Origin of the sequence: Mesorhizobium sp. B283B1A (genome assembly GCF_020165735.1) — a bacterium.
GTDB classification, from domain to species: domain Bacteria; phylum Pseudomonadota; class Alphaproteobacteria; order Rhizobiales; family Rhizobiaceae; genus Mesorhizobium; species Mesorhizobium opportunistum.
In genome coordinates, this window is record NZ_JAIUIQ010000004.1 from 14,737 (window position 1) to 28,780 (window position 14,044).

14 protein-coding genes and 1 pseudogene are annotated in these 14,044 nt (G+C 63.5%); 7 read left to right on the forward strand and 8 right to left on the reverse strand.

Features of this window, described 5'->3' with window-relative positions; genetic code table 11:
- Positions 1-93: 93 nt before the first annotated feature.
- On the forward strand, positions 94-339 hold the full coding sequence (gene hfq / locus LB577_RS03870; protein WP_006202172.1) for an RNA chaperone Hfq: 246 nt from the start codon (positions 94-96) through the stop codon (positions 337-339).
- Entirely contained in the window at positions 340-1,746 is a 1,407-nt protein-coding gene (hflX, locus tag LB577_RS03875; protein ID WP_224685621.1) for a GTPase HflX, read from the forward strand. It begins immediately after the preceding gene.
- Between the two features lie 11 nt (positions 1,747-1,757).
- Here the strand turns inward: hflX and mazG are convergent, their stop codons facing one another.
- Together mazG and LB577_RS03885 are read right to left on the reverse strand one after the other, a co-directional pair.
- Positions 1,758-2,576 (reverse strand): nucleoside triphosphate pyrophosphohydrolase, encoded by an 819-nt coding sequence (gene mazG / locus LB577_RS03880; protein ID WP_224685622.1) that lies wholly within the window; start codon positions 2,574-2,576, stop codon positions 1,758-1,760.
- Between the two features lie 180 nt (positions 2,577-2,756).
- Positions 2,757-3,938, reverse strand: a pseudogene (locus LB577_RS03885) (aromatic amino acid transaminase); the annotation flags it as partial.
- 253 nt (positions 3,939-4,191) lie between these two features.
- Between LB577_RS03885 and LB577_RS03890 the strand changes: the two are divergent.
- From LB577_RS03890 to LB577_RS03905, 4 genes are all read left to right on the forward strand, one after another.
- Positions 4,192-4,725, forward strand: coding sequence for a sigma-70 family RNA polymerase sigma factor (locus LB577_RS03890; protein ID WP_041164234.1), 534 nt, complete (start codon positions 4,192-4,194; stop codon positions 4,723-4,725).
- Positions 4,722-5,498, forward strand: a complete 777-nt coding sequence (locus LB577_RS03895; RefSeq protein WP_013895622.1) for an anti-sigma factor family protein — start codon at positions 4,722-4,724, stop codon at positions 5,496-5,498. The genes LB577_RS03890 and LB577_RS03895 overlap by 4 nt, the downstream gene beginning before the upstream one ends.
- Positions 5,499-5,521: 23 nt before the next feature.
- Entirely contained in the window at positions 5,522-6,238 is a 717-nt protein-coding gene (locus LB577_RS03900) for a Bax inhibitor-1/YccA family protein (protein ID WP_013895621.1), read from the forward strand.
- A 157-nt stretch (positions 6,239-6,395) separates the two neighbouring features.
- Complete coding sequence (locus LB577_RS03905; RefSeq protein WP_224685623.1) at positions 6,396-7,277, forward strand: aldose 1-epimerase family protein; 882 nt, start codon at positions 6,396-6,398, stop codon at positions 7,275-7,277.
- 65 nt (positions 7,278-7,342) lie between these two features.
- On the opposite strand, the gene LB577_RS03910 is transcribed toward LB577_RS03905, so the two are convergent.
- Positions 7,343-8,020, reverse strand: coding sequence for a TrmH family RNA methyltransferase (locus LB577_RS03910; protein ID WP_224685624.1), 678 nt, complete (start codon positions 8,018-8,020; stop codon positions 7,343-7,345).
- Between the two features lie 214 nt (positions 8,021-8,234).
- On the opposite strand from LB577_RS03910, the gene LB577_RS03915 reads away from it, so the two are divergent.
- Positions 8,235-9,029, forward strand: coding sequence for a GNAT family N-acetyltransferase (locus LB577_RS03915; protein WP_224685625.1), 795 nt, complete (start codon positions 8,235-8,237; stop codon positions 9,027-9,029).
- 13 nt (positions 9,030-9,042) lie between these two features.
- Here LB577_RS03915 and LB577_RS03920 read toward each other — a convergent pair whose 3' ends face one another.
- The 5 genes from LB577_RS03920 to tmk all read right to left on the reverse strand — a co-directional run bounded on the left by LB577_RS03920 (position 9,043) and on the right by tmk (position 14,022).
- Positions 9,043-9,861: an MBL fold metallo-hydrolase gene (locus tag LB577_RS03920; RefSeq protein ID WP_224685626.1), complete on the reverse strand. Its 819-nt coding sequence runs from the start codon at positions 9,859-9,861 to the stop codon at positions 9,043-9,045.
- 3 nt (positions 9,862-9,864) lie between these two features.
- On the reverse strand, positions 9,865-10,659 hold the full coding sequence (locus LB577_RS03925) for a TatD family hydrolase (protein ID WP_224685627.1): 795 nt from the start codon (positions 10,657-10,659) through the stop codon (positions 9,865-9,867).
- Entirely contained in the window at positions 10,659-12,212 is a 1,554-nt protein-coding gene (gene metG, locus LB577_RS03930) for a methionine--tRNA ligase (RefSeq protein ID WP_224685628.1), read from the reverse strand. The genes LB577_RS03925 and metG overlap by 1 nt, the downstream gene beginning before the upstream one ends.
- A gap of 83 nt (positions 12,213-12,295) precedes the next feature.
- The gene (locus LB577_RS03935) at positions 12,296-13,351 is read right to left on the reverse strand and encodes a DNA polymerase III subunit delta' (RefSeq protein WP_224685629.1); all 1,056 of its coding nucleotides are present in this window, start codon (positions 13,349-13,351) and stop codon (positions 12,296-12,298) included.
- The gene (gene tmk, locus LB577_RS03940; protein WP_224685630.1) at positions 13,348-14,022 is read right to left on the reverse strand and encodes a dTMP kinase; all 675 of its coding nucleotides are present in this window, start codon (positions 14,020-14,022) and stop codon (positions 13,348-13,350) included. Before tmk ends, LB577_RS03935 begins: the two co-directional genes overlap by 4 nt.
- Positions 14,023-14,044: the final 22 nt, after the last annotated feature.

Genomic DNA, 14,044 nt, shown 5'->3' on the forward strand with positions numbered 1-14,044 from the left:
CTGACGGCAAGACGGTGTTTGCGTGCTTGACATGTGCCGGCTAATTTGGCGCATTGGCTGCAAACCGAAGGGGATCGGCGAAAGACAAGAACAATGGCGGAACGATCGCAAAACCTTCAGGACCTGTTCCTGAATTCAGTTCGCAAGAGCAAGAACCCGCTCACCATCTTCCTCATCAACGGCGTGAAGCTGACCGGCGTGGTCACTTCGTTCGACAATTTTTGTGTGCTGCTGCGCCGTGACGGTCACTCCCAGCTCGTTTACAAACACGCCATTTCCACGATCATGCCGAGCCAGCCGGTTCAAATGTTCGATGGCGAGGAAAGCCAGGGCGCCTGATTGGCACGTGAGAAGGACGCGGACGCTACGGTTCGTGGAAAACCAACCCATCATCCCGGGACGGAAGCCGACGGTCCGACCCGGGCTGTCGTCATTGTGCCGGTGCTTACCCGCCAGCCTCGCGGCGACGACGAGACCAATCGTCCGCGGCTGACGCGTTCGGCCGATGCGCGCCATGACGAGGCGGTCGGCCTCGCCCGCGCTATCAACCTCGATCCGGTCCATACGGCGGTCGTGACCGTCAACGACCCGCGGCCGGCGACCTTGCTCGGCAGCGGCAAGGTCGAGGAGTTCGCCGAAATCGTCAGGGAGCGCCACGCGGAGCTGGTCATCGTCGACCACCCGCTGACGCCGGTGCAGCAGCGCAACCTCGAGAAAGAGCTGAACGCCAAGGTGCTGGATCGCACCGGGCTGATCCTCGAAATCTTCGGCGAGCGTGCCCGCACCAAGGAAGGCACGCTGCAGGTCGAACTCGCCCATCTGAACTACCAGAAGGGGCGCCTCGTACGCAGTTGGACTCACCTTGAGCGCCAGCGCGGCGGCGCCGGCTTTCTCGGCGGTCCCGGCGAAACCCAGATCGAGTCCGACCGGCGGCAGCTGCAGGAAAAGATCATCAAGCTCAAGCACGAGCTGGAGACCGTGCGCCGCACGCGCGACCTGCACCGCGCCAAGCGCAAGAAGGTGCCGTTCCCGGTGGTGGCGATCGTCGGCTACACCAATGCCGGCAAGTCGACGCTGTTCAACAGGCTGACCGGAGCGGACGTGCTGGCGCAGGACATGCTGTTCGCCACGCTCGACCCGACGCTTCGCCGCGTGCGCCTGCCGCATGGCACGCCAATCATCCTCTCAGACACGGTCGGCTTTATTTCGGACCTGCCGACGCATCTGATTGCGGCTTTTCGCGCCACGCTGGAAGAGGTGGTCGAGGCCGATCTCGTCATCCATTTGCGCGATATTTCCGACCCCGACACGGCGGCACAGGCCGAGGACGTCGAGCGCATCCTGGCCGACCTCGGTGTCGACGCCGGTGACGCCAAGCGTGTCATCGAAGTCTGGAACAAGATCGACCGGCTCGACGAAGGCAACAGGAGCCGTCTGCTTGCCCCCGACATGGCAAAGGGAGGCGCCAATGGTGGCAAAGGCCCTCCGATCGCCGTATCGGCGGTGACCGGCGAGGGTATCGATGCGCTGAAGGCGATCATCGAGACCCGGATGGCGGGCGAGCTGGAGGACCTGACGGTGACGATCGAGCCGGCGCAGTTCGGTCTTGTCGACTGGCTCTACCGCAATGGCGATATCGTCTCGCGAACCGACAATGAAGACGGCAGCGCCACGATCTCGCTCAAGGCCACGCACAGCGCTCGCGAAGAGATCGAAAGCCGATTGCGCCGCAAAAACAAGGGTTAGCGCGAGCTACTTCACGCTTTTGCTTCCTGCCAGAGTGCTTCCATCTCGGGCAGGGTCGCCTTCTCCAGCGTGCTGCCGGATTTCTCCAGGGCCTGCTCGACATAGTGGAAGCGCGACCGGAATTTTTCGTTGGTGCCGCTGAGCGCCGCTTCCGAATCGAGCTTGAGGTGACGGCCGAGATTGACGACCGCGAACAGCATGTCGCCGAACTCGTCCTTGATCGACGCCGTGTCGCCCTTGGCCAGCGCTTCGCGCAGCTCGCCGATCTCTTCCTCGATCTTGTCGAGGATGGGCGCCGCTTCGCTCCAGTCGAAGCCGACACGAGCGGCCTTTTCCTGAAGTTTCAGCGCCCGCGTCAGCGCGGGCAGGGCGACCGGAACGCTGTCCAGGAACCCCCTGCCATTGTCTTCCGGGTGGAGGCCGCGCGCCAGGCGGGCGTCTCGTTTTTCGGCCTTCTCCTGCGCCTTGATCTTCTCCCACATGCCCTTGGCCATGCCGGCGCCACGCGCCTTCTCGTCGCCGAAGACATGCGGATGGCGGCGGATCATCTTGGTGGTGATTGCCTGGACCACATCCGGAAAGGCGAACGCGCCGGCCTCCTCGGCCATCTGTGCGTGGTAGACGACCTGCAACAGGAGATCGCCGAGCTCGTCGCGCAGATCGTCGAGGTCGCCGCGCGCGATGGCATCCGCCACCTCATATGCTTCCTCGATCGTATAGGGGGCGATGGTCGCGAAATCCTGCTCGATGTCCCACGGACAGCCGGTCTTCGGCGCACGCAGCGCCGCCATGATCTCGATCAGGCGTGAAATGTCTTTCGATGGCGTCATCTAGAGCTATTCCAGGAGTGTGAAACGGTTTTCCGTCCGGAATTGCGTCAAAACGGAGAGCTAGAACGGTTCTGTGTTTTCGCGAAAACGCAGAACCGCTCTATTGGATGCTACCCTGCCGCCGGGCGCCCGGCCAACGCCGTCAGCCGGCGAGGGCGCCTTGTCCACAGCTGAGCCACAGTCGAGGACCGAGACGATCGCCTTGGCGAGGTCGTCCATGCCGTCCTCTGGCAGCCCGGCGACATTGATGCGGCTGTCACCGACCATGTAGATGCCATGCTCGGCACGCAGCCGCTCGACCTGCGCCTCCGTGAGGCCAAGCCGCGAGAACATGCCGCGATGGCTGGCGACGAAGTCGAAGCGGTCGGAATTGGACTGCCGGCGCAGCGCCTCGGCGAACTGGACACGCAGCCTCAGCATGCGCAGGCGCATCTCTTCGAGCTCGGCTTCCCAGTCGGCGCGCAAGTCGGCGTCTTCCAGCACGATACGCACCGCCGCGGCTCCATGGTCCGGCGGCATCGAATACATGGCGCGCGCCGCCGATAGCATCTGGCTCATCGCCACATCGGCCTGGGCGCCATCCTTGGCCAGCACCATCGCCGCGCCGACGCGGTCGCGGTAAACGGCAAAGTTCTTCGAGCAACTCGACGCGACGACCATTTCGGGAACCTTCGCGGCCAGCAGCCGCAAGCCCAGCGCGTCGGCCTCGAGCCCGTCGCCAAAGCCCTGATAGGCAATGTCGACGAACGGCAGCAGGCCGCGCTCGACGACCAGGCCGGTGACGGCCTCCCATTGGGCCGCGTCCAGATTGGCGCCGGTCGGGTTGTGGCAGCAGCCATGCAGCAGCACCACGTCGCCGCTATTGGCCGTCCGCAGCGCCGCCAGCATATCGTCGAAGCGCACAGCGCCCGACGCGGCATCGAAATAGGGGTATTCACGGATCTGCAGGCCGGCGGCGCGCATCACCGGCATATGGTTTGGCCAGGTCGGATCCGACAGCCAGACCGTTGCATCCGAACGCGTCCGCTTGAGCAATTCCGCCACCAGCCGCAGCGCGCCTGAGCCGCCCGGCGCCTGTGCCGCCCGGATGCGCGTCATGTCCGCGCCGGGGCCGAAGGCGAGCTTGGCCATCACCGTGTTGAAGCCGGTATCCCCGGCAAGGCCGAGATAGGTCTTGGTGTCCTGGCCTTGCAGCAGCCGCCTCTCGGCCTCGCGCACGGCGCGCATCACCGGCGTCTTGCCGTCGCGGTCCTTGTAGACGCCAACGCCGAGGTCGACCTTGTTGGGGCGCGGATCGGCGCGATAGAGGCCGATCAGGGCAAGGATCTTGTCGGTGGGAGCTGGCTGCAGGTCTTCGAACATCACTATGGTTCCGTTGGCGCGGCGGATTGATACTGAAATCGAGCCCGCTTCACCAGCGGTTTCGGTTAAAACAAAGGCAGAAGTGACATTTGGCGATGCCACTGGTTGCGCCGGGAGATCGGCATCGGACAAACAGGACGGTTGCCCGGTTTTGCCGGTGAGGCGAGGGCCGCCGAGAACGATACCCCAGGCGGACCCAACGAAAAACTGGCAGGGACCGGATTAAAATCCCCACATGCTCCGTAAACAGGGCATGAAACGCTCGATGCCACGCTTTGACATCATTGGACAGCTCGGCTCGCTGCGACGCTACGCCCGTTCGCTGACGCGCGACGGCGCGGACGCCGAGGATCTGGTGCATGACGCGCTGGTGCGCGCCTATGAGCGGCGCGGCACGTTCCGCTCCGGCGGCAATTTGCGCGCCTGGCTGCTGTCGATCGTCCACAACACGTTCATCGACCGCATGCGCTCGCGCCGCTCCGAAGCCGCGCGCATCGAACAGGCAGGATATCTGGCCGACGGCAGCACGCCGGCGCCGCAGGAGCATTCGGTGCGCCTGGCGCAAGTGCGCGACGCTTTTTTCAGCCTGCCGGAAGAGCAGCGTTCGGCGCTGCATCTGGTCGCCATCGAGGGCCTTTCCTATCAACAGGCGGCCGATGCCATCGGCGTGCCGCTGGGAACGCTGATGTCACGTATCGGCAGGGCCCGGGCAGCACTTCGTCAGATGGAAGACGCAGCCCCGGCGCGCGGCAAAAATCATCTCAGGATCGTGGGAGGCGAGTCATGACGACCGCTGCAGTCGACCCCGTCACCGACATCGATCTCGACGCCTATGTCGACGACCAGATCGACGTCACCCGCCGGATCGAGGTCGAGGCTTTTCTGTCGGCCCGTCCGGAAGCGGCGGCGCGCGTGATGTCTGATCTGCGGACCCGCGACGAGCTGCGCGTGGCGCTTGCCGGCTCCAAAGGCATGGCGCGGCCGGCGACGGCCGACGCCGCGCGGCGGCTGGAGAGGGGGCTTGCCCGAGGGCGCATCTTCGGCGTGCTGCAGCGTGCGGCGGCGGTGGCTGCCTTCGTCGCCGCCGGCTGGCTGGCAAACGGCATTGTCGGCCCGATGTCGGTGACCAAGGTCGTCGCTTCGCCGCAGCCGCCGGCCTATGTCGAAGAGGCGGTGCGGGCGCACAGGACGACGCTGGTGCGCGAAACCATGCCCTCGCAGCCCGAGGCGCCCAATTACGACGCCGGCGAGATCCGCGCCGCGACCGCCATTGTCATGCCGTCGCTGCCCAAGGACTGGAAAGTGCGCGACGTGCAGATCTATCCGTCGCGCTTCGGCCCAAGTGTCGAGATGGCTGTCGATACCGGCGATATGGGACTGGTGTCGCTGTTCGCCATCCGGCCGGGAACATTCGATGTCGTCAAGCCGACCGTCGCGCCCTCGGGCGACATTGCCTCGGCCTATTTCCAGATCGGCGAGGTCGCTTACGCGGTGGTCGCGAAAAGCGACGTCCACGACCTCGACCGTGCCGCCGAGATGCTCGCCAGAACGCTTTACTGACCGATCCACAAAGGAGAACTCAAATGAATACGCCCAATCTGGGATATCGCGTCGGTACCGGCGCCCAAACCGGAGCCGCCTTCGACGAGGGCCTGCGCCAGCATATGCTGCGCGTCTACAACTATATGGGCCTTGGCCTCGTGGTCACTGGCCTCGTCGCCTTCATGGTGTCCTCGACGCCGGCGCTCTACGTGCCGATCTTCTCCAGCCCGCTGAAATGGGTGGTGATGCTGGCGCCGCTGGCCTTCGTGATGCTGTTTTCGTTCAAGATGCAGACCATGTCGGCGGCAAGCGCGCAGATGATGTTCTGGGCCTTCTGCGCGGTGATGGGCCTGTCGCTGGCCTCCGTGTTCCTGGTCTTCACCGGCACCAGCATCGCGCGCACCTTCTTCATCGCCGCCACCATGTTCGGCGCCACCAGCCTCTACGGCTACACGACCAGGCGTGACCTGACGCAGTTCTCGTCCTTCCTGATCATGGGCCTGATCGGCGTGGTGATCGCCAGCATCGTCAACATCTTCCTCGGCTCGACCGCGCTGCAGTTCGCCATCTCGGTCATCGGCATCGCCGTCTTCATCGGCCTGACCGCCTGGGACACGCAGACGATCAAGGAGCAGTATTCCGAGAATTTCGACGGAGAATCGCGCCAGAAGCTCGCCGTCTTCGGCGCCTTCTCGCTCTACCTGAACTTCATCAACATCTTCCAGCTGTTGCTGAATTTCACCGGCGAGCGCGAATAACGACCGTCCGCTAAGGGCAAGGGCGAGGATCCTCGCCCTTAATGCAGGGTGGCCGGAGGGAAACCTCCGGCCACAATTCGTTTTGCGCCCCAGGAGCTTGAGTCCCCAGGAGCTTTTGCTAGTCTGGCTGACGGCCTTCAACACCGTGCGAGGACATGTGGCAGACAGCCAAACGCTTCATGGCGACGGCATCTCGGCTGTTATAGTCGGGCAGGGCGCCGAACTGGTTTCACTGCGGGACGAGCGGGGATTTGAGTTCCTGTGGCAGGCCGGACCGGAGTGGCGGCGCCATTCACCGGTGCTGTTTCCGATCGTCGGCCGGCTGAAGGGCGACCAATTGCGTCATCGTGGCCGGACGTATCCGATGACCCAGCATGGCTTCGCGCGCGACAAGCCGTTCGCATGGGCGCAGCGGAGCTCCCGGTCCTGCACGCTGGTGCTCACCGACGATGCCGACACCCGTGCCCGCTATCCCTTCGCCTTTCGCCTTGATGTGGCCTACACGCTGGATAGCCGCCAGCTTGGCGTGACCTTCGAGATCAGCAACACCGGTGACGAGCCGTTACCAGCATCGATCGGGGCGCATCCGGCCTTCAATTGGCCGCTGCTGCCGGACCTGGCCAAGACGGACTACTGGCTGACCTTTGCCGAAGACGAGCCGGCGCCGGTACGCCGCCTGAAGGATGGCCTTCTGATCGCAGCGCCGCAGCCGACGCCCATCGAGGGCAGAACGCTTGCACTGTCCGAACGGCTGTTCGATGACGATGCCGTCATCCTGGATCGGCCCGCGAGCGCCAGCGTACGCTACGCTGCCGACCACGGTCCGGCGATCGAAATGTCATGGCAAGGAATGGAAGAGCTCGGCATCTGGTCCAAGCCAGGCGGCGCGCCGTTCCTGTGCATCGAGCCCTGGCACGGTGTGGCAAGCCCGGCCGATTTCGACGGCGAATTCGCAGACAAGCCCGGCCTGATGCTGATCGAACCGGGCGCGAAGCGTGCGCTGAGCTATTGGATTGGGCTGGAGCAGGGGTCTAGGTAGTCTCTCAACGACTGGAAGGAGCGCCCAACGTATCTGGTCAGGATTGCACAACCGGCCGGATGCGGTCACTTTTGGCCGGGTTCGCTTGAGCCGTCAATTTCGCGACGCATTACAGTAGGTAATGGCTCCGCGCGTTTTCCCTTCCGGCTACCGCGGCGGTATTCGCTCTGATACTCGCGACGCTGTTTGGCAATTTCGTAGAGAACGATACCCGAACAGGTTCCGAGGTTTAGGCTCTCGATCATCCCGAACATTGGGATTGCTACGCACATCTCGCTGCGCTCGACCGCCAGTTGGCTGATACCCCGTTTCTCGTTTCCGAACCAGACGGCAAGTTTAGTGTGCCGCGTATAATCCCCTTCATGCAGGAAGATGCTGGTCTTTCCTTTTATGTGCGGCGAGGTAACGACGGATATAAAGCCCCGCTCTTCCAGATGGTTGAGGCAGGCGTCCGTGCTGTCGAAACGTTTCACAAACGTCCATTTGACAGCAGATACAGACGTTTCCGAAAGTGACTTCCGCCGGCGCATTTGCTGCCAGTCATCGGGAAGTGCTTTGCGGGGATCGACGATGTAGACTTTTTCAACACCGAGAGCGTTTGCGTTTCGAATTACCGTTCCGATGTTCCTGATGTCATTTGGATCCTCGACGACGGCTACTAAGTTCTTGCAGCGAAACGGCTTCACCGCGGTCGCGCGCCAGCGAACCGATGCTCTGGGTTTGTTAGCCTCAGGGATTTCCATAAGAGGCTTCTTACCAGAGGCGCTCCTAAATCCAAGGCCCGTGGGGACAATTTGGCCCGCAGCTCACCTCCGCAATGGTTATAACAAAAAGTCGCATAAGATAGATTATGGAACTGACGTGTTGGCGAGCAGCTGGAAATTGCTGCTGATTTCACGGGCTTGAGGCAATCGATGCGTGTTGCCTTGCGTGAATGGCCAACGCTACGCTGTGCGGATGACGACAGCGAAGCGTGAGATGGATTCGGCGATCGAGGTGTTCGTACACGGATACAGCACCGACAAAAGCCGCACCTTTCCTTATGAGGCCAGCCGTGTCGGGCCATTGTGGCTGATGCGCGATGCCGAGCGCAAGAACCCTCGCGAGTACCGGAGTGAGGAATGGGTCGTCCATGACGTTGCCGCCCAGGAGGCCCATGCGATCGTGCGGCAGCATGCGCGGCCGGGTTTCACCGTGTCCGTCATGATCGCGAACGACGATCCGGATGGGCCGACGCGAACCGCGTACAAGGCTCTCGGCTATCGGCTGCTGCGGACGGAAGGCTTCTTCGTCCAGCCATTGCGCCGGATTCCAAGCCCACCGATTCCAAGCCCGCCGATTCCAGGCCCGCCGGCAGTCGTCTCGATCGAACGCGTGCGGACAACAGCCGAACGGGCGGCGCAGTTGGCAAGGATCGTGCGCAGGCGGCCGATCCCGGACGAATTGCTCGGCGACGGCGCGCCGTTCCGCCAATATGTGGCGGTCGATGGCGACGACATCGTTGGACGCGTGCGCAGCGTGGACGCCGTGGGCGCCACATGGTGCGCGGCCATGTATGTCGAGCCTTCGCACCGGCGTCGCGGCATCGGTCAGGCGCTGATGTCGAAAATGCTGCGCGACGACCGGGCCAATGGGTCGACATGCTCGGTGCTGGCTGCGATCCACGCCGGAGCGCTGCTATACAATCGCGTGGGCTATGAGCGGATCGGCACGCTGCTGATATTCCAACTGAAGAAGCAAGCGGCCAAATGAGAAAGCGTTCTTATCACGCTGTTTCATAAGGGATTTCGATCACCATGCCATCGTAGGCGGGCTCGACGTCATCGGGCGTCTCGGCCGTCACCGTGGCGTAGTCGAGCGGCACATGCATATGCGTAAGGACAGAGCGTCCGGGCGCCAGCCGTTCGATCCACTCCAGCGCCTGGCCAAGCGACAGGTGGCTCGGGTGTGTCCTGTACTGCAGCGCGTCGATGATCAGCACGTCGAGGTCGCGCAGCCGCTCGACGGTGGCGTCCGGAAAGTCGCTGATATCAGGGCAATAGGCGAGCGCGCCGATGCGGAAACCGAGCGAGATGATGTCGCCATGGATCTGCGGCAATGGCTCGAGGGTGAGGGTGCCCCCCTCGCCTTCGATCACGACAGGCCTTGCGTGATCGATGATATGGGCGTCGACTATCGGCGGATAGGAACTGCCTGGCGGCGTCTCGAAGCAATAGCCGAACGCCTGGCGCAACCGCAGCATTGTCGGCAGGTCGGCATGGACATCGATCCGGTGCCGCTGGTCGAGGACGAAGCCGCGCAGATCGTCGATGCCGTGGATATGATCGGCATGCGGGTGCGTGTAGACGGCCGCATCGATGCGCCTGACCGACGCCAGCAGCATCTGCTGGCGGAAATCCGGTCCGGTGTCGATGACGACGGTGGTGCGGCTGCCATTGGCCTTGATTCGTTCGACCAGGACAGCGGTGCGCATGCGCCGGTTCCTCGGATTGTCCGGATCACAATTGCCCCAGTCGCCGGTGATGCGCGGCGTACCCGGCGACGAGCCGCAGCCGAGAATGGTGAGGCGCAGCAGGTCAGCCATCGTTCAGGCGCTTTGCTCGACAGGTCGCGGCATCTTGCCGAACAGACGGAAGAAATTGTTGGTCGTCGACGTGGCGATTTCAGCCTCGCTGACGCCGATCGTTTCAGCCAACACCTTGGCGGTTTGCGCGACATAGGCCGGCTCGTTGCGCTTGCCCCGAAACGGCACCGGCGCAAGATATGGCGCGTCGGTTTCGACGAGCAAGCGGTCATGCGGGACATTGCCGGCGATGGCGCGCAATTCGACTGAATTCTTGAAGGTCAGGATGCCCGAGAACGACACATAGCCGCCGAGCGCGACGCCGACCTCGGCCAGCCGGCGTCCCGAGGAAAAGCAATGCAGGATGAAGGGGAAGGCGCCCTTCCCTGTTTCGTCTTCGAGTATGGCTGCCATGTCGTCGTCCGCATCACGCGAATGGATGACCAGGGGCAGCCCGGTCCCGCGCGCGGCGGCAATGTGGGCGCGAAATCCTTGCGCCTGCGCATCGCGTGGCGCCTTGTCGTAGAAGTAATCGAGCCCGGCCTCGCCGATCGCCACCACCTTGGGATGAGCCGACAGGCGGACAAGATCGGCGGTGGTGACGTCGAGTTCTTCGGCGGCGTTGTGCGGATGGGTGCCGACCGAACAGTAGACCTCGTCGAAATATTCCGCAATTTCAAGGATTTGCTGAAACCGTTTCACGCGGGTGGAGATTGTCACCATGCGGCCGATTCCGGCCGCTTTGGCGCGGGCGACAATGGCCGCCCGCTCCTCGGCGAAATCTGGAAAATCCAGATGGCAGTGGCTGTCGACAAGCATCAGGCGTTCACGCTCGGCTGTTCGACGTAGCGTGGAAAGACGCCCTCCGGCACGGGCAATGCCGTGCCGGACACAAGCGCATGGTCGGCATGAACATGCTCGAAATCACGCTTGTCCGCCGGCACCGCCAGCAGGTCGAGCAGTTTCGCGGCCGATCCCGGGACAAAGGGCTGGCACAGCACCGTCACGCGCCGGACCACTTCGGCGGTCGTCCACAGCACCGTTTCCATGCGCTCCGGATCGGTCTTTTTCAGCGCCCATGGTGCCTGTCCGGCGAAGTAGCGATCGGCTTCCGCCACCACATCGAAGATCGCCGCCAATGCAAGATGAATGCCCTGCCCGACCATGGCCTTTCGGGCCGTGGCAAGAGCCGCCACCGCCTGATCCAGGATCGCGCTGTCGGCCTCCGTCAGGTCGCCACGCTTCGGCACCGCACCGCCGCAGTTCTTGGCGATCATCGACAGCGAACGCTGCGCCAGGTTGCCGAGCCCATTGGCGAGATCGGCGTTGGTGCGGTTGACGATCGCTTCATGGCTGTAGCTGCCGTCCTGGCCGAACGGCACTTCGCGCAGGAAGAAGTAGCGCACCTGGTCGAGACCGTAGTGTTCGACCATGGTGAAGGGATCGATGACGTTGCCGACCGATTTCGACATCTTCTCGCCGCGGTTGAACAGGAAGCCGTGGCCGAAGACGCGCTTCGGCAGCGGGATGCCCGCCGACATCAGGAAGGCCGGCCAATAGACCGCGTGGAAGCGCACGATATCCTTGCCGATGATATGGGCATCGGCTGGCCAGAACCGCCATTTCTCATCTTTTTCATCGGGATAGCCGACACCGGTGATGTAATTTGTCAGCGCGTCGACCCAGACATACATCACGTGCTTTTCGTCGCCGGGCACCGGCACGCCCCAGTCGAAGGTGGTGCGCGAGATCGACAGATCCTTCAGTCCTGATTTGACGAAGCTCATCACCTCGTTGCGGCGCTCGGCCGGGCCGATGAAGTCGGGCTGGGTTTCATAAAGCGCGATCAGCTTGTCCTGATAGGCCGACAGCCGGAAGAAATAGCTCTCTTCCTCGACCCATTCGACCGGGGTCCCCTGCGGGCCGTAGCGGACATTGTCGGCGCGGACCTCCGTCTCCTCCTCGCCGTAATAGGCTTCGTCGCGCACCGAATACCAGCCGGCATAGCCGCCCTTGTAGATGTCGCCATTGGCGTCCATCGCCTTCCAGATCGCCTGCGATGAGGCGTAGTGCCGTTCTTCCGTGGTGCGGATGAAATCGTCGTTGGAGGCGTTGAGGGCAGCCGCCATGCGCTTGAAATCGGCTGAATTTCGGTCGGCCAGTTCGCGCGCCGAAATGCCTTCGCGCTTGGCCGTCTGCAGCATCTTGATGCCGTGCTCGTCGGTGCCCGTCAGGAAGAAGACCTGCTTGCCGTCGAGGCGCTGGAAGCGCGCCAGCGCGTCGGTGGCGATCAACTCGTAGGCATGGCCGATATGCGGCTTGCCGTTCGGATAGGAAATCGCGGTCGTGATGTAGAATGTGTCGCGTGACATGAATGAACCGTCATGAATGTCTGAATGGAAGCTGTGGCGGTGGATATCGCATCGGAATGGCGATTGCCATCCCGGTGGGGCCGTCACATTCGCATCGCAGAGTTCAGGCGGTCGATCATGGTCAAGGCGTGCTGCTTCTTGTCGAGATTGTAGGTGTCGGTCTCAGATATAGCGTCCAGCGCCTCATGCCAAGTGTCCGACAGGTTTTTGGCCCGCGTGAGGTCACCGGCCAGGGCGGCCTGGCTTGCCGCGTCCGACAACAAATCAAGCGCACGGCGATTGAAGATGTCGAACTGGATCGCCTGGTCGCGTCCGGCGACGGCCTCGGCAAGGCGATAGGCGCCGCCGATGTCGCTCTTGCCTGCCGCCACCAGCCCATCGAGGGTCCGGGCGATCTCCAGCCCGCCATACTGCGTGAGAAGGATGGCATTGCGGGCGCTGCCCCCTGCCCGTTCGACAAGCGCCGCCTGCGCGGCCGGATCGTCCGGCGGTGGCGGCTCGGCGGTTTCCAGTACGGCCAGCAACTCGTCGGCATCGAGCGGCGTCAGGCGCACCACCTGACAGCGCGAGCGGATCGTCGGCAGCAGGCTGCCTGGCGCGTGGACGATGAGAACGAACAGCGTTCGTGCCGGCGGCTCCTCAAGGTTCTTCAGCAAAGCATTGGCGGCATTGGCGTTCATGTCGTCGGCCGGGTCGACGATGACGACCCGGTAGCTGCCGTCATGCGAGGTCAGTGACAGGAAGCGGCTGACCTTGCGGATTTCGTCGACGGTGACGACGGTCTTGAAGCTTTTGGTCTTGTCGTTCAGCGGACGGGTCAGATGCAGCACGCCCGGATGCGCCCCAGTGGCGATCTGGCGAAACAGCGGCGAGGCCGGATCGGGAACGGCAAGGCTTTCCGGCGCCTGCCCGAAGGCCGGGTGCTTCAGCAAATGATGCGCGAGGTGGAAGGCCAGCGTCGCCTTGCCGATGCCGACCGGCCCGGCGAAGATCAGCGCATGCGGCAGCTTTCCCGAGCGATAGGCGGCGGCGAGCATGTCCGCGGCCTGCCGATGCCCGACCAGACGAGGCGTTTCAGACGGTTCAGGCACGCCGTCCAGCGTGTCGTGCTGTTCCGGCGCGATGCGTTCGAAGATCATACCGGTGCGGCCTGCCTGTTGCGCGTGGGCGCCCTCGCCTCCAGCGCCGCGAACACGACGGCGGTGACGACGTCCTCCACCGCGTCGGGCTTGGCGGACGCATCAACGACGATGCAGCGCTCCGGCTCGGCCGCGGCGATTGCCAGAAAGGCCGCGCGTCGCGTCTGGTGGATGGCCAGCGTTTCCTTTTCGAAGCGGTCGGCGCCGTCATCGCTGCCGCGCCGCAGCGTCGCGCGCCTGAGACCCTCTGCCGGATCGATGTCGAAGATCAGCGTCATGTCGGGCATCATGCCGTTGATGGCGACCTGCTCCAGCGTCGCCATGAACGCCGGGTCGATGCCGCCGGTAACACCCTGGTAGACGCGCGAGGAATCCAGGAAACGATCGCAAAGCACGATGGAACCGCGCTCGACCGCCGGCCGGATGACCTGCTCGACATGGTCCGAACGCGCGGCGGCGAAGAGCAGCGCTTCCATCTTCGGTCCGAAGGGTTCCGCCGCACCTGAAAGCAGGACATGCCTGACCGCTTCGGCGCCCGGAGAACCGCCAGGTTCGCGCGTCAGCAGCACATCATACTTCTTGGCGCGCATCTTTCTCGCCAGCCGCTCGATCTGCGTCGACTTGCCTGCGCCCTCGCCGCCTTCGAAGGTGATGAAAAATCCGCGCGCCAATCGAAAGGGCCTTTGTCCATGT